Source organism: Perlucidibaca sp., from assembly GCF_057084925.1.
Genome location: NZ_JBXMRC010000033.1, coordinates 18,688 through 39,591, shown reverse-complemented (window position 1 = coordinate 39,591; position 20,904 = coordinate 18,688). Strand labels below are relative to the sequence as shown.

The following is a 20,904-nucleotide window of genomic DNA, read 5'->3' as shown; positions in this document are numbered from 1 at the left end:
ACGCACTGCGCTTAACTCATGGCGTGACTGACTTAGGCGTCAGCCAGCGCCTGCGCCTCGGCCAGATCCAGCGTGCCTTCATAAATGGCGCGACCGGTGATGGTGCCAATGACGCCATCGCCACGCACGCGCAGCAAGCCGCGAATGTCATCGAGATTGGTCACGCCACCGGAGGCAATGATGGGCAGGCCGGAGTCGCGCGCCAGTTTCGCGGTGGCTTCGACATTAACGCCCTGCATCATGCCGTCGCGGGCGATGTCGGTGTAGACGATGGCGCTGATGCCGTCGGCCTTGAACTGACGCGCCAGATCCACGGCCTGCACAGAAGACACCTCGGCCCAGCCATCGGTGGCGACCCAGCCATCCTTCGCATCAATACCCACGATGACGCGGCCCGGAAACGCCTGGCAGGCCTCGCGCACGAAGCTCGGCTCCTTCACCGCCTTGGTGCCGAGAATCACGTACGACACGCCGGCGCGCACATAGGCCTCGATGGTCTCCAGCGAGCGGATGCCGCCGCCAATCTGCACCGGCAGCTGCGGCCAGCGCGTGGCGATGGTGCGCACGATCTCGCCATTCACCGGCTCGCCGGCAAAGGCGCCGTTGAGATCGACCAGATGCAGCCGGCGCGCGCCCTGCGCCACCCACTGTGCGGCCACGCCGATGGGGTCATCCGAAAACACGGTGTCGTCTTCCATGCGGCCTTGTTTGAGGCGAACGCAGGCACCGTCTTTCAGGTCGATGGCGGGGATGATCAGCATCAGGGTCTCCAGTTGAGAAAGTTGTGCAGCAGGCGCAGGCCGTCTTTCGCGCTTTTTTCCGGGTGAAACTGCACGGCAAAGAGGTTGCTCTCGGCGATGGCGCAGGAGAACGGCAGACCGTACTCGCACTCGCCAGCGCTCAACTCTGGGCGCTCAGGCACGCAGTAATAGCTGTGCACGAAATAGAAACGCGAGCCGTCGGCAATGCCGTCCCAGAGCGCGTGTTGCTGCGACTGACGGACATTGTTCCAGCCCATGTGCGGGACTTTCAGGCGCTGTTCACGCACCGCCGGCACATCGTTGAAAAAGCGCACGCTGCCCGGATAGATGCCGAGGCCGTCGACGCCGCTATTTTCATCCGAGCGACCAAGCAGGGCCTGCATGCCGACACAGATGCCGAGCAGCGGCTTCTGCTGCACCAGCTCGCGCACCACGCTGTCGATGCCATGACGCTGCATCTCCGCCATGCAGTCGCGCATGGCGCCCTGACCGGGCAGCACGATGCGATCGGCTGCGCGAATCACCGCCGGATCATCCGTGACCGTGACGCGGGATGCGCCCACCTGCTCCAGCGCTTTCGCGACGGAGTGCAGGTTGCCCATGCCGTAATCGAGGACTGCTACTGAGGTCACAGCGCGGCGCTCTTAAAAAACATTACAGTGAGCCTTTGGTCGACGGCATCTGGCCGACCATGCGCGGGTCGACTTCAACGGCCATGCGCAGCGCGCGGCCGAAGGCCTTGAACAGCGTCTCGGCCTGGTGGTGCGAGTTGCGGCCGCGCAGGTTGTCGAGATGCAGCGTGACGTTGGCGTGATTCACGAAGCCCTGGAAGAATTCGTAGAACAGATCCACGTCGAACTGGCCGATGTGGCTGCGCGTGAACTCGCAGTGCATCTCCAGGCCGGGACGGCCGGACAGGTCGATGACCACGCGCGACAGCGCTTCGTCCAGCGGCACATACGCGTGGCCGTAACGACGGATGCCGGTCTTGTCGCCGACCGCTTGCGCGAACGCCTGCCCTAGCGTAATGCCGCAGTCCTCGGCGCTGTGATGATCATCAATGTGGTGATCACCCTCGCAGACCAGCGTGATGTCGATGAGGCCGTGACGCACGACCTGATCCAGCATGTGGTCGAGAAAGGCCATGCCGGTACGCAGGTCGCCCTGGCCGGTACCGTCAAGATTCACGGCGGCGCGAATCTTTGTTTCCTTCGTATTACGAACCACTTCCGCGCTGCGTGCGGTCATGCTGAACCCCATCGGCTTGTCGCCGGCTGTATTGGAAGCGGCGATTATAGCCGCACTGGGGCCGACCTAGGTACACTCCGGTGATTACTCAGGAGTCATCATGCCAGTCATAACCCGTGCTCACGCCCTGCCCCTAGATGCTGACTTGCAGCAACGCATGCAAAAATTCGAACCGGAAGTGCCTTTAGTCCTGTTGGATAGCGGAGCCACGCTCTATATCGGCTGGTTCAACGATAAGCCAGTGGCAGGTGCTTGGGCCTGTGGCGATACGCAAGGACGGCAATTACTGCACTTTGGGATTCACCCCGCCACACGCGGACGCGGCGTGTTACAGCGACTGGCCCATGATATGCGCGAGCTCGAGAATGCATCGGGACGGCGGGTGATCTCAGCGCAAGATTATTCAGCGCTGGATAGCTGACAAATTTACTGAAAAGTCGTTGTGGACAGGCCGGCGCTGGTTACAATGCCGGCCTGCGTTACGCGGGCGTCGTATAATGGTAATACCCTAGCTTCCCAAGCTAGAGCCGTGGGTTCGATTCCCATCGCCCGCTCCAACTTTTTCGTTGAGTCCTAGACCTTCTTAGGCTGCCGCACGATGCATCGCATCAGCTGCCAGCATCGGATCGCCCGTCGCCACAAAAGCATCCAGCCATGCACGGTAGTTGTGTACGGTAGGAATGTGATTCGGGTGAAAGCCCGGCTTGTAATAGCTGCCGATCATGGGCAAGAGCCGTCCCAAAACGCCTTTGCGTGGGCCAACTAACCAAGGCAAGCCCTTGGCATACATCGTCAGGCGTTCACGCGTGGAGTAGCCATCCATCTTCAACATATGCCACGGTGCAATCACGGTGTAGAGACTGAAGGCTAAAGTGGCATGAGTCATGGCCGTGACGCGAAGGCCGTAGCCGACATTTGCCACTTTTTGCATCACGTCAAAAGCGACGGCTTTATGCTCCATTTCTTCAATGGCATGCCAGGCAAACATGGCGCGCACCCGCGAGTCGGCGCCTTCCAGCATGTCTTTTTCAGCAAAAAACAAATCCGCCATCATGGCGGTGAAATGTTCTAAGGCCGCCGTCATGGCGATGTTGTATTCAGCGGAGAGCGTTTGTAAGCGGTTTTCCGTAATCTCTTTGGTATGGCGCGTGAAAGCATCAATGGCGATGCCCTGGCGACGTAGGCGCTCGTTATAGTTTGTGTGGACTTGCCCGTGCTGACCTTCCTGCATGGAAAAGTCCTTAACGGCTTGCAGCAGTAGTGGGTCAGTGATGCGATCACGGAATGCACGTACAGCAGAGATGAAGTAACGCTCGCCATCGGGGAAGGTCGACTGCACGGCATCGAAGACGCGCGTTTTGAAGGCATCACCTGCCATCCAGTAGCGCGGAATGTCATCGGCTTCTAACTGAAAGTCTAGGTTCTTACGAACAACGATGTCTTCTTGGTATTCGGGCTTTGCCATGATGAGTGCTCCTAAGCCATTGGGCTAGAAAGCATGGTATGGCTCACTAGGTTATGTTATGGATAAATACGCGACAAGAATGGATAAACAGACGACAGCATGGCGAATGAGATTGGATTGCACTTTGTCAGTATTCTGACGCAAGCAGCTGCACGCAGTGGCAGTGATTTGCGTGCGGTATTGGTTGCGCTAAACATGGGAGTGCATACCCGAGAGGGACGCGCAGAACGCTTTCCGCTCAATATTCTGGTGACGTTGTTTGAACAGCTAGAGGCAAGGTCAAGCAAGCAGCGCTTTGTGTTTGCGCTAGCAGACGCGTTTAATTTTGATGATCAGCCGGCAATTTCTGCACTACTTGCGAGTGCTCATGATCTTCGGCAGCTGCTGCAACTTCTACATTGGGTACCTGAAGTACTGCATCCGGATTTCGCCTTTACTGAAGCGGAAATGCAAGGCTATATGTATATTCGCCCCACCGTTCAGTCAGTGGATCCTCGTTTAAAGGATCATCCCTTATTAATTGAATTGATGTCTGCGGTAACTTTGCGTTTAGCCAAACGCATTGCGCCGAACTTACCCTTAGTAGAGCGTATTCATTTTGCTCATGCACCCGCTGGCGAGACGGCGGTGTATGAGGCCTACTTTGGGTGCCCAGTTATTTTCAACGCAAACGAAAACGTGCTGATAGGTCATGTGAGTCAATTTGAACAGCCCTTGCCTGGCAGCCTGCCACAGGCCTTCGAGCGCGCTGAGGAAACAGTGCGCGTGAAAATTTTGGGGAATGGGATTAGCCAAACGGTACACATGCAGGCGGCACAATTATTACAACAGCGATTGTCCTTACTCAGTGAAGGCTTGCCCGGACTAGCGGCGGCCATGCAGTGTCACCCCCGACGACTTCAGCGTGAATTGCAGGCAGCGGCTACAAGCTATGCGGCATTACTTTCGCAGGCGCGCTATGAGCGTGCGACGGACATGCTGCGAGACCCCGCGTTGGACATTGAAAGTATTGCGCTGAAATTGGGATTTAATGAGCGGCGCAGCTTCACCTTGGCATTCAAGCGCTGGCAGGGCATGACGCCTTCTCAGTACCGACAGCAGCAAAAGCCAATGAAAGCAGGAGCGCGTTATGACGAGCGCTAAAATTTGGTTCTGTGGCGATACGCACGGAGGCTTCGGTCATCTGATTGATGCCGTGCGGGCTCAGCGGCCATCAGCCATTATTTTGCTCGGGGATATTCAGACGGATTTGCCCTTGCATCAACAACTAGGCGAGTTGGAGGCGCTGACCCAGGTTTGGTTTATCCACGGTAATCACGATACCGGCAGCGTGACTCATTACGACAATTTATTCACTGGGCCTTGGGCTGATCGTAATTTGCACGGTCGCGTGGTTGAGATTGCTGGCCACCGTGTTGCCGGACTTGGCGGCGTCTTTCGCGGCCAAGTATGGTTTCCGCCGACGCCTTGGCGCTTCGTAAGTGAAGCAGCCTTGTTGGCCGCTTTACCCGAGCGTGATCACTGGCGTAACGGCCTGCCGCTCAAGCATCGCAGCACCATTTTTCCATTAGCCCTGGCTCAGTTGGCTACACATCGTGCGGATATTCTGGTGACGCATGAGGCACCCAGCGCACATCCACATGGGTTTTCAGCGCTGGATGAGCTCGCGCAACACTTAGGTGTGAAAGCGAGTTTCCATGGTCATCACCATGATAGTCGCGACTATCGTGCCGACTGGCCTCGTTTAGGCTTTCAGGCCTTTGGTGTGGGATTTAGGGGTATTTGCGACGAGCAGGGAAATTATGTGCGCGTAGGCGATTAGCCTAATGACATTAGGACGGCTTACGCCATTGCACAGGCTGTTCGGCGCTTTCGGTAGGCGTACATGCCCCACAGGTGTTACAGCCACTCCCGCAGCCCGCATTTGAGGAAGAGCCGTTAGGACGATGGGGAGTGAACAGAGTCAGTACGCGCCACAGGCTCCAAGCCAGTAGGCAAGCCACAATTAACCACTGAATGACCACGTTAGCGCTCATGAGAAATACAACGCTAAGCGATAGGTAATGAACGAGGCGAAATAGGCCAGTCCAAAGAGGTAGCCAGTCATGATGCCGACCACTTTCCAAGAGCCGGTTTCGCGACGCACCGTGGCGAGGGTGGATAAACACTGAGGCGCAAAAATAAACCAGACCAGCAGCGATAGCGCTGTGGGCAGAGTCCACTGTGCTGCAATGAGCGAGCCGAGTTGGTTGGCTACCAGTTCTTCATTACCCGAGATGGCATAGACCGTTCCCAGTGCGGCTACGGCGACTTCACGAGCGGCGAGACCTGGCACCAGCGCAATCGAAATTTCCCAGCCAAAGCCGATGGGAGCAAACACATGGGCTAGCAGAGCACCGAGCTGGCCGGCGAAGCTGTAATTAATGGCAGGCAGGGTTGCACCTTCGGGCGGGGACGGAAACGTGGCTAAAAACCAGAGCAGAATGGTCACCGCGAGAATGATGCCGCCGACGCGCTTAATAAAGATCATGGCGCGCTCTTGGAGGCCTATCAGTAAGCTCTTGGGGTCAGGCAGACGATAGCTTGGAAGCTCCATCAGCAAGGCATGCTCGCTTTGGTCTTTCTGTAGCCATTTCATGGCAGTGGCTACGAGCAAGGCACTAACGATGCCGCCGAAATACAGCAGAAACAAGACGATGCCTTGCAGGTTAAACAGGCCGGCAAGGGTTTGCGAAGGAATGAACGCGGCAATGAGCAGCGTATACACGGGTAATCGCGCCGAGCAGGTCATCAGCGGCGCCACCATGATGGTCGTGAAGCGGTCGCGTGGGTCTGAAATGCTGCGCGTGGCCATGATGCCTGGCACGGCGCAGGCGAAGCTCGACAGCAGGGGAATAAAGGCGCGTCCAGTAAGACCCGCTTTGTGCATGAGATGGTCAAGCAAAAAGGCGGCGCGCGGTAAGTAGCCTGATTCTTCCAGCATTAAAATGAAGAAGAACAAGATCAAAATCTGCGGCAGGAACACCAGCACGCCACCCACACCGGCGAAAATGCCGTCATTAATGAGGCTGTGCAGAATGCCCTGCGGTATCCACGCGGTGGTGGCCTGACCCAAAGCTGCGATGCCGAGTTCTATGCCGTTCATGAACGGTTCGGCCCAGGAGAATACAGCTTGAAAGATGAAGAACATAATCAGGGCCAGCCAGACTAAGCCGAAGACTGGATGGAGTAGTACGCGATCAAGCGCGTCATCGCGAGCGTCGGTATCGGTGGGCATGACCACGCTGGTGGAAAGCAGGCGACGGACCTCTGCATGCAAGTCGGCATCGGGCGCGAGCAAGGGGGGGGCAACATCTGGCAAGGATTGATCCAGCGCGGACGCCAGTGATGCGATGCCGTCATGACGAACAGCAATGCATTCCACGACTTGCACGCCAAGATCGCGGGCGAGTTGTTCTGTATTAATGCGAATGCCTCGACGCTTGGCGGCATCCATCATGTTCAACACAAGCAGCATGGGGCGACCCAAGCGTTGAACTTCCAGCACGAAGCGCAAATGTAAACGCAGGTTGGTGGCATCCGCCACGCAAACAATCAGATCCGGCGGTGCCTCGCCAGCCTGTTCACCTAAGCAAATGGCTCGGGTAATAGCCTCGTCGGGGCTGGTGCTGTTGAGGCTGTATGCGCCGGGCAGATCGAGAACATGTAACGAGCGACCTGAGGGCAGAATGGCGCGACCTTCCTTGCGCTCAACGGTTACACCGGCATAATTTGCGACTTTCTGACGCGTCCCCGTTAACTGGTTAAACAGCGAGGTTTTGCCACAGTTCGGGTTGCCGACCAGGGCTACGCGGTGCGCGAGATTGCTGCTCATGCGTTGATCTCCACCAGCACGCGATCGGCCTCTGTGCGACGTAACGCGAAACGGGTAAAGCCAATTTGCACCAAGATAGGGTCTTGGCCTACCGGACCGGTAGCCGTGAGACGTACAGACTCACCCGGTACAAAGCCAAGGTCTGCCAGGCGCTGAGCGATGGCATCGTTGCTATAGGCAGCTTCCACGCGCTGCACAGTGGCAGGGGTGTAGCGAGGCAGATCAGACAGGCGCACGGGCACAGGAACTCTAAGTAAAGATGAGAATTATTCTCATGTTTCGAGCGCCAGCTGTCAAATAAACAATGGGCGCGCTACATTTCACGCACACGCATGAGGGATCAGGTCATGAAACGCATTTTGAAAGTCGTCGCGGGGGTTTTGGGGGCGCTATTGCTGTCGGTATCAGCGCTGGCGGCGTACATCGTGTTGGTACTTGATCCCAATGACTATAAGCAAGAATTGGCGTCGGCCGTGAAAAAGAAAACCGACATGGATATGGCCTTGACCGGGAAACTGGCTTGGCAACTCTATCCAAATATCGGCATTAAATTAGGTCAGACCACGCTAATTGACCCACAGCTAAAAGAAACCTTGGTTGCGGTGCAAAAAGCGGCGGTATCGGTGCAGCTTATGCCGTTGTTGGCTGGCAAGGTCAATGTCAATGCTGTGCTGCTGGATGGCGCCGTAGTGCGCTTCGTGCAGTACGCTGATGGCAAGACTAGCTGGGACCACTTGCTGGAAAAGCTGAAGAGCCCCGAAGAAGAGGAATCGAAAAAGGTCGCTTTTGAAATTGAAACGCTGGATGTGAAAAACACACAGCTGACGCTCATCGATGAAAAGGCCGGCGTGACGCGCGTGGTATCAAAGGTCGCTGTGCAGGCTCACGATATTGATCCAGATAAAGCGTTCCCCATTAAGGCGCAATTCCAGGTCGCACAAAAAGATGCCGCCGGGAAAGTTTTGCAGGCGGATAATCAAATTGAAACAACGGTCGCGCTCAATCTTGACGCCAAACAGCATGTGCTAACTGCGCTCAACGTCAGCAGCCAACTCAGCGGCAATGCTCTGCCAGCGCCCGTTGATATCGTCGCCAAGGCTGACGAAATAAAGATGGACTTGCCGGCACAGCTGCATCAGGTGAAAGCACTGACGCTGGCGGTGGATTATCGTGATGCCAAGCTTAAGCAGCCGGCCACACTCAAATTCGCTGGCAATATCAATGCCGATCTTGCCAAGCAAATCATCCAGCTCAGCGGTATTTCGCTGGATGCGCAGTACCAGGATGCTGGCCGTCCTGCGCCGATCACCGCGAAAGTGACCTCGCAAGGTCAGGTTAATTTGGCCAGTGGTCAGGCCAGCCTGCCCAAGCTAAGCATCAATGCCACTTTGGCAGACACGTCATTGCCGAAAGCCCTGCCGGTGTCGGTCAATACGGCACTGGAAGTTAATTGGAAGACAGGCGATGTGCGACTGGCATCGCTAGTCGCTCAGCTGGCAGGTGTTCGGGTCGACAGTCAGGTCGCTGTGAAGCTGCCGGCGCTGGCGAGTGGCGCCAGCCCGGTCAGCAAAGGTATGAGCATCAATGGTTCGCTGCAAACCAACACCTTCAATCCGCGACAGCTCATGGCAACGTTAGGCATGGCGGCGCCAGTCACAAAAAGTGCGAACGTGCTTCAGCGTGTCAGCATCAGCTCGGCGATTTCTGGTAATGAAACCCAGGTGCTGGCGAGTAATCTACGAATCGCGCTGGATGGCATCAATATCACCGGCGAGGCCGGTGTGCGTGAACTGCCTAAAGCTAGACTCTATGCTCGTTTAAATCTCGATCAAATCAATGCTGACAATTACTTGCCTCCATCCGCTGCGCCTTCAGCTGCCAAGGCCGATGCCGAAACGACCAAGAAAGCGGTGGCTGGCTTGCTGCCGGTAGGCGTGTTGCGCAGTCAAAATATTGATGTAGCCCTGAGTGCAGGAACTCTCGACATCATGACCTACCCCATCCGGCAGTTCCGCGTGGCAGCTACGGCGCGAGGCGGTGTGGTGAATGTCAGCGAATTGCGTGGCAGCATCTATGACGGCAGCTTCAGCGTGCCGGCCACTATTGATGTGCGTGGCGCTCAGCCGGTAGTCAATCTCAGTCCAAACATTCAGAACATTGATCTTGGCCCTATCGCCAAGTCAGCGCTGAAAAAAGATGTGTTCACCGGGCGCATGAACTTCAACGGTTCGGTCAAGGTCGTGGGCAATGATGCCGATGCCTGGATCCGGAGTGCACAAGGCCCGAACACCTTGCGACTGGATAATGGTCTTATCAAGGGCGTGAATGTCACCGATGCGCTGTTCAATGCCTTGGGTCAGTATCAAGCACTGCTGCCGGCATTGACCGGCCGAGATGTTGCGACCCTAAAAAACAAAGTGCGAGACACTGAAATCGTCAGCATGCTGGGCGAGACTAGCCTGAATCAGGGCGTAGTCAGCAACAAGTCCATGAAAGCCGACCTCAAGGACATTCAGGTCGGCGGCAACGGTACCTATAACTTGGTCACTCAAGATGTGGATTACCGATTCCAGCTCAAGCTTGACAAGAAGTTCTGGGGAGCTAAGTACGCGAAAATGGCGGATTATCCGATCCCAGTTCGCTGTAATGGCAATCTCAAGGGCAGTCTGGCCACACTGTGCGGCCTAGACCAGCAGGGCATGCAAGGACTTGTCGCGCAGATGGCTCAAGCCCGTCTGAACGAAGAAGTGGATAAGGGCAAAGCCAAGCTTGAAACCAAGCTCAACGAGAAGCTGGGTGAGAAACTCAACCCGCAACAGCAAGAAGCTGTGAAGCAGATCTTTGACCTCTTCAAACGCTGATTTCGCAACGCGCGTACTGGATTGGTTCGACTGCCACGGCCGCAAGGATTTGCCGTGGCAGCAGGCCGTTACGCCCTATCGCGTCTGGGTCTCCGAGATCATGCTGCAGCAGACGCAAGTGGCGACGGTTATCCCCTACTTCGAACGCTTTATGCAGCGTTTCCCCACCCTGATGGATCTCGCCCAAGCCCCCTTAGATGATGTGCTTCATTTATGGACGGGCCTGGGCTATTACGCCCGTGGGCGAAACCTGCATAAGGCGGCGCGTCTGGCCGTTTCAGAATATGGTGGGGCATTGCCAGAAGCGGTGGATGACTTGTGCACCTTGCCGGGCATCGGCCGCTCCACGGCAGGCGCGATACGTTCACTCGGCCATGGCCTGCCTGCCGCCATCCTCGACGGTAATGTAAAGCGAGTTCTTGCTCGGCACGAAGCGCTGGCAGGCGACCCCGCCAAAGCTGACGTACTGAAGCAGTTTTGGGCGGTGGCAGAGGCTTTCACACCGTTACAACGCACCGACAACTACAACCAAGCCATGATGGATTTGGGCGCGACGTTGTGTACACGCAGCAAACCGGCTTGCGCTGTTTGCCCTTTGCAAGACAGCTGCAAAGGCCTAAAAAGTGGCAACCCGACGCAATTTCCTCAGAAAAAACGTAAGTCTGTGGTGCCAGAAAAGTCAGTCCGATTTTTGATTCGGCTCAATGAGCAAGACCAAGTCTGGTTAGAGCAGCGCCCTGCGGTAGGTATTTGGGGCGGTTTGTGGGGCTTCCCTGAGCAAACAATAGACGCTCCATTAGCTGAAAATACCGAGCAATGGCCGGCGTTTTGGCATGTCTTTAGTCATTTTCGACTGCACATCCATCCTGCCATCGTGCGCGTGAGTCAGGATAAAACGCCCGTCGTTAACGAGGCTTCTGGCCAGTGGGTTACACTGGCGCCCCCACCGGCGGCGCTCCCTGCACTGGGTTTGCCGACCCCCGTCCAACAGCTATTACAACGCTTGCAAGCGCAACTGGAGAGCGAAAAATGACGCGATTGGTGCATTGCCGAAAATTGAAACAAGAACTTGAGGGCCTGGCCTTTCCTCCCTTTCCCGGCGCTAAGGGCCAAGCCATTTTCGATACCGTCTCTAAAGAAGCTTGGATGCAGTGGCTCAAACACCAAACCATGCTTATTAACGAAAATCATTTGAAAGTCATGGAACCCAGCGCGCGTCAGTTCCTCGAAGAGCAGCTTGAGAAGTTCCTCAGTGGCGATGATTACGAGCGCCCCAAAGGTTGGGTTCCAGAGAAATGAGTTCAAACCCAATACGCCCCTCCAGCGGCCCTACTTCCTTAACAGAGTTAGCTGCGACTTATGCTTATGTCGCCCCGACCAAAGTGCACTGGGGCGACATGGATGCGCTGGGCCACGTCAATAACGTGGTCTATTTTAAGTATCTGGAAAACACCCGTCTGACGATGATGGAGTCGCTGGGCATTTTTCCGCGACTGTTTGAGGAAGGTACGGGCCTCGTTATTGCCGACGCGCATTGTCGATATAAAGCGCCAGTGGTGTATCCAGACACCCTGCATATTGGCGTGCGAGCTGAGTTAATGGGCGACGACCGCGTTCGTTTTCACTATGCCCTGTTCAGCGAAAGCCTGCAGCGCGTTGCTGCTGAGGCCAATACGGTGCAAGTCTGTGTGAGCCCGCAAACGGGTCGTAAAACTGCCATGCCGGGATGGTTCCGGGAGTCGCTTTCTCGCCTTACTTGAGGTGTGGATAGCAAAAAGGGGTGTATCTGTTTTGAGCGCATCTTAGCGCGCAAAACAGATACACCCCTTTTTGTATGCAATCGTTCGGTGAGTCGACGCACCCACTCGCGTATGTGAAACTCGCTGGTGGTGCGCCGCTCTCAACCGGTACGCGGGTGCTGGGAGATATTCTCCGCGGCGGGCATCCTAGCCCGCAGTGGACAATATCTCCCAGCGATGGCCTATCAGTTGCGGCCTGCGCGCTTGCGCTCGTTCTCGGTCAGATGACGCTTACGGATACGAATCGACTGCGGTGTAACTTCGACCAGTTCGTCGTCTTCGATGAACTCCAGCGCTTGCTCCAACGTGAAGCGGATAGCTGGGGTCAGTACGATGTTTTCATCCGTACCGGAGGCACGAACGTTGGTCAGCTGCTTGCCCTTAGTCGGGTTCACGGCCATGTCGTCGCCACGAGCGCAAAGGCCGATGACCATGCCTTCGTAAACTTCGGTCTGCGGGCCGATGAACATGCGGCCGCGTTCCTGCAGGTTCCACAATGCATAGCCGAGAGCCGTGCCTTGAACCATCGAGATCAACACCCCGTTCTGGCGCTTAGCCACGTCGCCGGACTTAACCGGGCCGTAGTGCGAGAAGCTTGAAGTCATGATGCCGGTGCCGGAGGTCATGGTCAGGAATTCGGAACGGAAGCCGATCAGACCGCGTGATGGCACGGTGGCCTCGATGCGGATACGGCCCTTGCCGTCGAGAATCATGTTGGTCATGTCGCCTTTACGCGAACCCATTTGCTCCATGACGCCGCCTTGGTGCTGTTCTTCGACGTCAAAAATAACGTTTTCGAACGGTTCGCACTTAACGCCATCCACCACTTTGAAGATCACTTCAGGACGCGACACGCCCATTTCGAAGCCTTCGCGGCGCATGTTTTCGATCAAAACCGAGAGATGCAGCTCGCCACGACCCGAAACCTTGAAGCGGTCTGGGCTATCGGTAGGCTCAACACGGAGTGCAACGTTGTGGATCAGCTCTTTATCCAAGCGGTCCTTGATGTTACGCGAGGTCACAAACTTGCCTTCGCGACCGGCGAATGGCGAGTTGTTGACCTGGAAAGTCATGTTAACGGTGGGCTCATCCACGCTCAGCTGCGGCATGGCTTCCACGCAAGTTGGGTCGCACAGCGTGTCGGAGATGCCCAGTTTTTCAATGCCGGTGATGCAGACAATGTCGCCGGCTTCAGCTTCTGGCACTTCAATACGGTTCAGGCCGTGATAGCCCATGATCTGCAAAATACGACCGTTGCGCTTATTGCCTTCGTGATCAACCACGACCACCGGTGTGTTGGTCTTGACGCGGCCACGGGTGATACGGCCGATGCCAATAACGCCAACGTAGCTGTTGTAATCCAGCGAGGAGATCTGCATCTGGAACGGGCCGTCGCTGTTGACGGGCGGCGGGCTAACGCGATCAATGATGGTTTGGAACAGGGCGGTCATGTCGGTGCCGAGTTTGTCCGCTTCGAAACCGGAGATGCCGTTCAGACCTGAGGCGTACACCACGGGGAAATCGAGCTGCTCGTCGGTGGCGCCGAGGTTGTCAAAGAGTTCGAAAACTTGGTCCATAACCCAGTGTGGACGAGCGCTTGGGCGGTCAACTTTATTCAGCACAACGATGGGCTTGAGGCCACGGGCGAAGGCTTTCATGGTGACGAAGCGAGTTTGTGGCATGGGGCCATCAACCGAGTCGACGAGCAGGCAGACGGAGTCAACCATGGACAGTACACGTTCCACTTCACCACCGAAGTCAGCGTGACCTGGGGTGTCGACGATGTTGATGCGGTATTCCTGGCCATCACGGGCATCCGTCCAGCGGATGGCGGTGTTCTTGGCCAAAATGGTAATGCCACGCTCTTTTTCCAAGTCGTTGGAATCCATCACGCGTTCTACGTCGTTGCCCCGATCACCAAAGGTGCCGGACTGCTGCAGGAGCTTGTCTACCAGCGTGGTTTTGCCATGGTCAACGTGGGCGATAATAGCGATGTTACGAATTTGTTTGATGGACACAGTGGGTCTCGGACAGCGGTCAAAATTTGGGCGCGAAGTATAGCCGATATTTGCTTTCAGTTGTTGTGACGGTTTTACCTTGAGCCCGAAAGCAAAAAAGGCCGCTCAATGAGCGACCTTTTTCGGTTCAGTCAGTGGCTGCCGAAGCAGCGCAAGACTTACTTCTTGATGATGACCTTTACTTCACCTTGAGCCACCGCAACAACGCGACGGTTCTTGGTCTGGCCTTCAACTGTTTTGTTGTCAGCTACTGGCTGCGAAGCACCGTAGCCCTTAGCGGAAACGCGATCTGCAGCGATGCCGTAAGTTTTGGTCAGCACGTCAGCCACGGCGTTTGCACGGTCTTGGCTGAGCTGGTCGTTGAGCTGAGCGCTACCGCGTGAGTCAGTGTGACCCTGCACTTCAACTTTGGCTGTTGGGTATTCTTTCATCAGCTTAGCAACGGCTTCAATTTCAGCATTGAAGGCAGGCTTAACAATCGACTTGTTGGTGTCAAAGAGAACGCGAATTTCTTTAGCAACCGTTTCAGTCAACATTTTTGGACAACCATTGGCATCTACCACAACAGTGGTTGGTGTGCCTGGGCACTTGTCGAGGCTGTTGGCAACGCCATCTTTGTCGTCATCACCATCGGCTACTGGAACTGGTGCTACTGGCGCCAGTACAGCTGGCGCAGCAGCAACGGCTTTGGAACCACCAAAGGCGTAGAGCACACCGACCGAAGCGATGCCATCGACGTTGTTTTGCTGGGAGTCTTCAACGTATTGAACGCCACGAACTTCGCCACGCAGGGACAGGTTGTTAGCGAGCTGGTAGAAAGCACCAACAGCTGCGTTGACGATGGTGGAGTCGAATGTGCCATTTTGTGGGCCAGCATTTTCAACTTTCACACGAGTTTGACCGCCACCAACTAACACATAGGGCTGGAAGTTGTTAGCGGTGTTGAAGCGGTAGTATGCATCAAGTGTTGTGTTCTGGAAACGAGCGTCGCCAGCAGCACCTTGGAAGTCAGCTTGAGTTTGACCAAAGCGGGCTTCCAAACCAACGCTTGGGTTTACACGGTAACCTAAGGCGATGGAGCCTGTGTTTGTGCCATCTTCCATTGCGCCGCCAAGCAGGTCGTTATCAAACATGTGGTAGCCAACCATCGGGCTAACGGTGAATTCGGCATGAGCTGCCATGGCAGACGAAGCCAAGATAGTGGCCACAGCGAGTTGATGCAATTTCATAGTCATTTAGTCCTTTTACAGGTTGTATAATGCGGGGCAAGGTTAAGAACCTTCACCAAATTCGTCAAACAAATTCCGACGAGATTGACAAAACGCCATCAAAACCTTGTCGTTTACAAACAAACTGTAACATAAGCGAGATTTTTACGTGATGAATCATTTACAGCGTTTTCAATTCCTCGAAGGCGCCGTTCGTGGCGAGATATGTCAGCTGAGCGAAGCCTATCAGGCAGTGCTTTCGAGACATGAATATCCTAAGCCAATTCAGTGGTTATTGGGTGAAGCACTGAGCGGGGTGGCGCTGATGGCGGCGAATTTAAAATTCGAAGGTTGTTTGATTCTGCAAATACAGGGCAATGGCCCGATGTCCGTGCTCATGGTTGAGTGTAATCACTTGGGCGAGCTCCGTGGCATTGCTCGCTATGATGAAGCAGAAATGGCCTTGCAGACCGACCACAGCTGGACTGCTTTAGCGGGCCAGGGGCAACTGATTCTCACGATAGATCCAGAAGACGGCGAACGTTACCAAGGCATTGTGGCACTGGAGGGCGAGTCATTAGCTGCCGCGCTGGCTGGCTACTTTGCTCAATCTGAGCAATTACCGACCTATTTCAATTTAGCCGCCGATGGCCAACACGCAGGCGGCCTCATGTTGCAGGTGCTGCCGCAAATGGATGAGGGTCAAGACGACGACTTGTGGGGTCGAGCGCAGGGACTGGCACAAACGCTAAAGAAAGAAGAGTTACTAGGCCTATCGGCCGAAGAGGTGCTCTATCGACTCTTTCATGAAGAGCAGGTGGAGCTCTACCCCGAGGCTGAGTTGCGCTTTCACTGCAGTTGTTCACGTGAGCGGAGCGGGAATGCACTGCGCGCCATTGACCTAGATGAATTGCTTGAAATTGCAGATGAGCAACAAGGGCAAATTGAAGTGGACTGCCAATTCTGTCGTCAAAAGTATGTTTTCGACAGTATCGACTTGCGTCAATTGCATCTGCCGGCCACGGAAGCACCCAATAGCGTTCAGTAATGCTTAGCGCGACAGGCGTAGATGTGCTTTCAAGGGCAGTTCAATAAGCAACTCTAGGCCGCCATCACTGGCGTTACCTAACTGAATGTGACCACGGTGTTGTCGCACAATGCGCGCGACAATCGCCAGTCCCAAGCCCGAGCCTTGAGTGCTTCGCGCCTGATCACCACGCTGAAAAGGCTGCATGAGCTCTTCTGCCCGAGCCATATCGATTCCCGGTCCGTGATCTCGGCAACGCAGACAGATGCGATCCGCTAACGCCCACGTTTTTACTTCAAATGGCCCCGCGCCGTAGCGCAGGGTGTTCTGCATGAGATTAGCCATCACCCGCTTAAATGAAAGTCGACGCAGAGCAATAAGCGGGAGCGGTTGCAGATCCAAAACCACGGTTAACTGGCTATGAACTTGATGGGCCACTTCTTGCAGCAGCTCGTTGAAATCGACCTGTTCTATCGGCTCCTCAGAGCCATCGCGCATAAAGGCAATGAACTGGTCGAGGATGGCATCCATGTCTTCAATATCAAGAATCATGCCTTCGGCAAGATCAGGGTCACGCAGCATTTCCGCGGTGAGGCGCAGTCGCGTTAAAGGGGTTCGCAGATCATGCGAGATGCCCGCGAGCATGACCGTGCGCTCGCGCTCAGCTTGTCGAATCTGATCGGTCATCAAGTTAAAAGCGCGATTGACGGCTCGAATTTCGCTGGGCCCACTATGAATATCCAGTTGCGTACTATGCAATCCGCGCCCCACGCGAATCGCAGCAAGCTGCAAGCGTTTCAGCGGGCGATTGAGCTGCCTTGCCAGCACAATAATGGCCATGACAGATAATAACGGAACACCCAATATCCAACTCAAAATAATGCCAGGACTGTATTGCTGAATAAATCGAAGTTCCTCTGACACCCAAATGGGCGTTTGGGTTGGCGCTTTAATCCATAGCGTTGGAACGGGCTTAAATTGGAAATAAACCTGTGCTGATGCATTCAGTTCAGTTTCTAATTGTTTTTGGAAGCGATCGGTGAAGAGCTCGGCAAACCACTTTTCACTTGGCCGCGGGAACTTTTCAGGATCCCGAATGACATTTAAATTGCCAAACTGTTTGAGCTCAATGTCGATAATTTCTGGCGAAGGAGAGCCCGTAGCTTCGGCATTACGCAGCAAGTTCAGGCGAATTGCAGAAGTGTAAGCATGCTGTTTTATCTCGGGTAAATATAAGTTCTGCCAGAAAAATGCAATCGATAGCACCTGACTGACCAGCACCACAATGCCAATAACCAAGGTCGTGCGCATGAAGCTGGAGCGCGGCTTCAGGTTTTGAATCCAGCTCTTCTTGGGTAATGTCACCGACGCTTGCTTCATATTAGGCTTGGCCATCCGGCACAAAGACATAGCCTATGCCCCACACGGTTTGGATATACCGCGCCCGTGCAGGGTTTACTTCAATCATGCGGCGCAGGCGCGAGACCTGAACATCAATCGAGCGCTCCATGGCGCCCCACTCCCGACCCCGCGCAAGTGACATAAGTTTGTCGCGAGTGAGGGGTTCGCGGGGATGCTGCACCAGCGCTTTGAGTACGGCAAATTCGCCGGTGGTGAGGTTAACCGTTTCGCCATCGCGAGTGAGTTGGCGGGTCGAAAGGTCGAGGCTCCAAGGGCCAAAATTGACGGTCTCGGCAGTGTGTGATGGCGCTCCCGGCAGTTCGCGAGACTGTCGGCGCATGACGGCCTTCATCCGCGCCAACAGCTCCTGCGGATTAAACGGTTTCGGCAAGTAGTCATCTGCCCCTGCTTCAAGGCCGCTGATGCGGTCGCTATCGGCGCCACGGGCGGTGAGCATGATGATGGGTGTGTTGTTGCCGGCATCCCGTAAGCGTTTGCAGATGGTCAGGCCATCTTCGCCAGGCAGCATGAAGTCGAGAACGATAAGCGCGAAGAGTTCGCGAGCCAGCGTGCGGTCCATCTGGATGGCATCGGCGACGGTACGTACGGCAAAACCCTGATCCTCGAGAAAGCGCTGGAGCAGGTTGCGTAGTCGCACATCATCATCGACGACGAGGATTCGGAGTTGTTCTTTCGGCGATTCGCTGCTGGCGGATTCCATGCGTGTCCTCGTGCAAGCTCAGCGGATGTAGGTTGGCTTAGAGTGTACGCAGCACTCGTGCATTTGCCTATGTCAGCGCGGCAGATGTCGCGCGAGCCATTCTGCGTATAATCCGGCTCTCTTCAAGCGTCCTTGCGGCGCTGCTTATTGATTTGCCGAGTGTGTACATGTCATCGATTGCCCAACAGATTGCCCGCGAATTATCCGTCCGTACCGAGCAGGTCGAAGCCACCATTACGTTGCTGGATGACGGAGCCACTGTCCCCTTTATTGCGCGCTATCGTAAAGAAGTGACCGGTGAGCTCGATGATACGCAGCTGCGTAATCTCGAAGAGCGTCTGCTGTATTTGCGTGAGCTGGAAGATCGCCGCGCGGCCATCCTGAAAAGCATTCAGGAGCAAGGCAAACTCGATGACGTCTTAAAGGCACAGATTCTCGCGGCCGATACCAAGTCGCGTCTGGAAGACTTATATTTGCCGTTCAAGCCCAAGCGCACCAGCAAAGGCTTGCAGGCCTTGGCCGCTGGCATCGGCCCATTGGCGGACATGCTGTTGGCAGAGCCCACGCGCGTGCCGGAGCAGGAGGCGCTGGCGTTCATCAAGCCAGTGGCGGACGAGGGTGGCGTGGCGTATCCGGATGTGAAAGCGGTGCTGGAAGGCGCGCGCCACATTCTCATGGAGCGCTTTGCCGAGCAGGCCGATCTGCTGGCGACGCTACGTCAGTATTTGAAAGACAGGGCGCAGATCAGTGCGCGAGTCATCGTGGGTAAGGAAAGCGAGGGCGCGAAGTTCCGCGACTATTTCGAGCATGATGAGAAGTGGGCGGATGCACCATCGCATCGTGCGCTGGCGATTTTTCGCGGCCGCAACGAGGGCTTCCTGAGCATGAGTCTGACCTTGCCGGATGCCGCCGAGAGCACGGTGCATCCCTGCGAAGTAGTCATTGCCAATGCCGTCGGCATCAGCGATCAGGGTCGTCCGGCTGATGCGTGGTTACGTGAAGTGGTACGTTGGACCTGGCGTGTGAAGCTCCTCACGCATCTTGAAACCGAGTTCCTGACCGAGCTGAAAGTGCGTGCCGAGGAAGAGGCCATCCGCGTCTTTGCGCGCAATATGAAAGATTTGCTGATGTCGGCGCCGGCCGGCCTGCGCCCGACGCTGGGGCTGGACCCCGGCCTGCGTACGGGCTGCAAGGTGGCGGTGGTGGATGGCACCGGCAAGCTGGTCGCCAATACCACCATCTTCCCGCATGAGCCGCGCAAGGATTGGGATGGTTCGCTGCACGTGTTGGCCAGGTTGTGCGCCGAGCACAAGGTCGAGCTGGTGGCGATCGGCAACGGCACGGCATCGCGCGAGTCTGACAAGCTCGTGGCCGAATTGATGAAGAAGCATCCCGAGTTGAAGCTGACCAAGATTGTCGTCAGTGAAGCGGGGGCGTCGGTGTACTCGGCATCCGAACTGGCGGCGCGTGAGTTCCCTAATCTGGATGTGACCTTCCGTGGCGCGGTGTCGATTGCACGCCGCCTGCAGGACCCGCTGGCGGAGCTGGTGAAGATCGAGCCGAAGGCGATTGGCGTTGGTCAATATCAGCACGATGTGAATCAGGTGAAGCTGGCGCGCATGCTCGATGCCGTCGTTGAAGATTGTGTGAACGCGGTCGGCGTGGATGTGAACACGGCATCGGCGCCGCTGCTGGCACGTATCGCCGGCCTCAATGCGACACTGGCGCAGAACATCGTCAACTTCCGCGATGCCAATGGCGTGTTCGCCTCGCGTGATGCCCTGAAGCAGGTGCCGCGTTTTGGCGAGCGTACCTTCGAGCAGGCCGCCGGCTTCTTGCGCGTGTCAGGTGGGAGTAATCCACTAGATGCGTCGGCCGTGCATCCCGAGTCCTACCCGGTGGTGCACAAGTTGCTGGCAAGCACGGGAAAAAGTCTGCCAGAGCTGCTCTCCAATCCACGCTACTTACGTGCGGTGAACGCTGAGCAGTTTGTCGATGAGCGTTTTGGTTTGCCGACCGTGCGTGACATTTTGCGTGAATTGGAGAAGCCGGGCCGTGACCCTCGTCCCGAGTTCAAGGCGGCGGTGTTTAGCGAAACCGTCACTGAAATTAGCGACCTTAAGCCGGGCATGGTGCTGGAGGGCGTGGTGACGAATGTCACGGCGTTTGGCGCGTTCGTGGATATCGGCGTGCATCAGGATGGTCTGGTGCATATCTCGGTGCTGTCCGACAAGTTCATCAAGGATCCGCATGAGGCGGTGAAGGCGGGCGACATCGTGAAGGTGAAAGTGGTGGAAGTGGATGTGGCACGCAAGCGCATTGCCCTGTCCTGCCGTTTGAATGACACGCCGGTGCCGGCGGCGCGCGCCGGGCGTGATAACAGCAAGCCCGCTGCTCGTGGTGTGCAACCGGCACGAGGTGGTCAGCGTGCTGCGGCAACGACATCCGCCGGTCAGGTTGGCGGTACACTCGGCGACCTGTTCCGCAAAGCCGGCGTGTCACGATGATCATGGCCGTGCGA

At 56.0% G+C, this 20,904-nt stretch carries 19 protein-coding genes and 1 tRNA gene; 10 read left to right on the top strand and 10 right to left on the bottom strand.

Annotation, left to right across the window (positions count from 1 at the left end; translation table 11 throughout):
* Window positions 1–32 precede the first annotated feature (32 nt).
* The 3 genes from hisA to hisB are packed head-to-tail and all read right to left on the bottom strand — an operon-like array spanning window position 33 to window position 2,009.
* Window positions 33–761, bottom strand: a complete 729-nt coding sequence (gene hisA / locus AC14IB_RS11055) for a 1-(5-phosphoribosyl)-5-[(5-phosphoribosylamino)methylideneamino]imidazole-4-carboxamide isomerase (RefSeq protein WP_484231925.1) — start codon at window positions 759–761, stop codon at window positions 33–35.
* Window positions 761–1,393 (bottom strand): imidazole glycerol phosphate synthase subunit HisH, encoded by a 633-nt coding sequence (gene hisH / locus AC14IB_RS11050; protein ID WP_484231924.1) that lies wholly within the window; start codon window positions 1,391–1,393, stop codon window positions 761–763. Before hisH ends, hisA begins: the two co-directional genes overlap by 1 nt.
* Window positions 1,394–1,415: 22 nt before the next feature.
* On the bottom strand, window positions 1,416–2,009 hold the full coding sequence (hisB, locus tag AC14IB_RS11045; RefSeq protein WP_484231923.1) for an imidazoleglycerol-phosphate dehydratase HisB: 594 nt from the start codon (window positions 2,007–2,009) through the stop codon (window positions 1,416–1,418).
* Between the two features lie 100 nt (window positions 2,010–2,109).
* Here hisB and AC14IB_RS11040 point away from each other — a divergent pair, with 100 nt between their 5' ends.
* Complete coding sequence (locus tag AC14IB_RS11040) at window positions 2,110–2,430, top strand: hypothetical protein (RefSeq protein ID WP_484231922.1); 321 nt, start codon at window positions 2,110–2,112, stop codon at window positions 2,428–2,430.
* A gap of 62 nt (window positions 2,431–2,492) precedes the next feature.
* Window positions 2,493–2,566 (top strand) — tRNA-Gly (locus AC14IB_RS11035).
* Window positions 2,567–2,592: 26 nt separating this feature from the next.
* On the opposite strand, the gene AC14IB_RS11030 is transcribed toward AC14IB_RS11035, so the two are convergent.
* Window positions 2,593–3,474: a metal-dependent hydrolase gene (locus AC14IB_RS11030; RefSeq protein ID WP_484231921.1), complete on the bottom strand. Its 882-nt coding sequence runs from the start codon at window positions 3,472–3,474 to the stop codon at window positions 2,593–2,595.
* Between the two features lie 99 nt (window positions 3,475–3,573).
* Here AC14IB_RS11030 and AC14IB_RS11025 point away from each other — a divergent pair, with 99 nt between their 5' ends.
* A complete protein-coding gene (locus tag AC14IB_RS11025; protein ID WP_484231920.1) occupies window positions 3,574–4,617 on the top strand; it encodes a helix-turn-helix domain-containing protein in 1,044 nt (347 codons plus the stop codon).
* Window positions 4,604–5,296 (top strand): metallophosphoesterase family protein, encoded by a 693-nt coding sequence (locus AC14IB_RS11020; RefSeq protein WP_484231919.1) that lies wholly within the window; start codon window positions 4,604–4,606, stop codon window positions 5,294–5,296. The genes AC14IB_RS11025 and AC14IB_RS11020 overlap by 14 nt, the downstream gene beginning before the upstream one ends.
* 210 nt (window positions 5,297–5,506) lie before the next feature.
* Here AC14IB_RS11020 and feoB read toward each other — a convergent pair whose 3' ends face one another.
* A complete protein-coding gene (gene feoB, locus AC14IB_RS11015) occupies window positions 5,507–7,348 on the bottom strand; it encodes a ferrous iron transporter B (RefSeq protein WP_484231918.1) in 1,842 nt (613 codons plus the stop codon).
* Window positions 7,345–7,584 (bottom strand): FeoA family protein, encoded by a 240-nt coding sequence (locus tag AC14IB_RS11010; protein ID WP_484231917.1) that lies wholly within the window; start codon window positions 7,582–7,584, stop codon window positions 7,345–7,347. The genes feoB and AC14IB_RS11010 overlap by 4 nt, the downstream gene beginning before the upstream one ends.
* A gap of 111 nt (window positions 7,585–7,695) precedes the next feature.
* On the opposite strand from AC14IB_RS11010, the gene AC14IB_RS11005 reads away from it, so the two are divergent.
* The 4 genes from AC14IB_RS11005 to AC14IB_RS10990 are packed head-to-tail and all read left to right on the top strand — an operon-like array spanning window position 7,696 to window position 11,969.
* Entirely contained in the window at window positions 7,696–10,209 is a 2,514-nt protein-coding gene (locus AC14IB_RS11005; protein WP_484231916.1) for an AsmA family protein, read from the top strand.
* A complete protein-coding gene (gene mutY, locus AC14IB_RS11000) occupies window positions 10,190–11,242 on the top strand; it encodes an A/G-specific adenine glycosylase (RefSeq protein ID WP_484231915.1) in 1,053 nt (350 codons plus the stop codon). Before AC14IB_RS11005 ends, mutY begins: the two co-directional genes overlap by 20 nt.
* The gene (locus AC14IB_RS10995) at window positions 11,239–11,508 is read left to right on the top strand and encodes an oxidative damage protection protein (protein WP_068857654.1); all 270 of its coding nucleotides are present in this window, start codon (window positions 11,239–11,241) and stop codon (window positions 11,506–11,508) included. The genes mutY and AC14IB_RS10995 overlap by 4 nt, the downstream gene beginning before the upstream one ends.
* Complete coding sequence (locus AC14IB_RS10990) at window positions 11,505–11,969, top strand: acyl-CoA thioesterase (RefSeq protein WP_484231914.1); 465 nt, start codon at window positions 11,505–11,507, stop codon at window positions 11,967–11,969. Before AC14IB_RS10995 ends, AC14IB_RS10990 begins: the two co-directional genes overlap by 4 nt.
* Before the next feature lie 224 nt (window positions 11,970–12,193).
* Here AC14IB_RS10990 and typA read toward each other — a convergent pair whose 3' ends face one another.
* Entirely contained in the window at window positions 12,194–14,026 is a 1,833-nt protein-coding gene (gene typA / locus AC14IB_RS10985) for a translational GTPase TypA (RefSeq protein ID WP_484231913.1), read from the bottom strand.
* Window positions 14,027–14,184: 158 nt separating this feature from the next.
* On the bottom strand, window positions 14,185–15,255 hold the full coding sequence (locus AC14IB_RS10980; protein WP_484231912.1) for an OmpA family protein: 1,071 nt from the start codon (window positions 15,253–15,255) through the stop codon (window positions 14,185–14,187).
* Window positions 15,256–15,406: 151 nt separating this feature from the next.
* Between AC14IB_RS10980 and hslO the strand changes: the two genes are divergently transcribed.
* The gene (gene hslO, locus AC14IB_RS10975; protein ID WP_484231933.1) at window positions 15,407–16,282 is read left to right on the top strand and encodes an Hsp33 family molecular chaperone HslO; all 876 of its coding nucleotides are present in this window, start codon (window positions 15,407–15,409) and stop codon (window positions 16,280–16,282) included.
* Window positions 16,283–16,285: 3 nt separating this feature from the next.
* Here hslO and AC14IB_RS10970 read toward each other — a convergent pair whose 3' ends face one another.
* Together AC14IB_RS10970 and ompR are read right to left on the bottom strand one after the other, a co-directional pair.
* Window positions 16,286–17,656, bottom strand: coding sequence for an ATP-binding protein (locus AC14IB_RS10970; RefSeq protein WP_484231911.1), 1,371 nt, complete (start codon window positions 17,654–17,656; stop codon window positions 16,286–16,288).
* Complete coding sequence (gene ompR / locus AC14IB_RS10965; protein WP_484231910.1) at window positions 17,643–18,383, bottom strand: osmolarity response regulator transcription factor OmpR; 741 nt, start codon at window positions 18,381–18,383, stop codon at window positions 17,643–17,645. Before ompR ends, AC14IB_RS10970 begins: the two co-directional genes overlap by 14 nt.
* Before the next feature lie 167 nt (window positions 18,384–18,550).
* Between ompR and AC14IB_RS10960 the strand changes: the two genes are divergently transcribed.
* Window positions 18,551–20,890 (top strand): Tex family protein, encoded by a 2,340-nt coding sequence (locus tag AC14IB_RS10960; protein WP_484231909.1) that lies wholly within the window; start codon window positions 18,551–18,553, stop codon window positions 20,888–20,890.
* Window positions 20,891–20,904 lie beyond the last annotated feature (14 nt).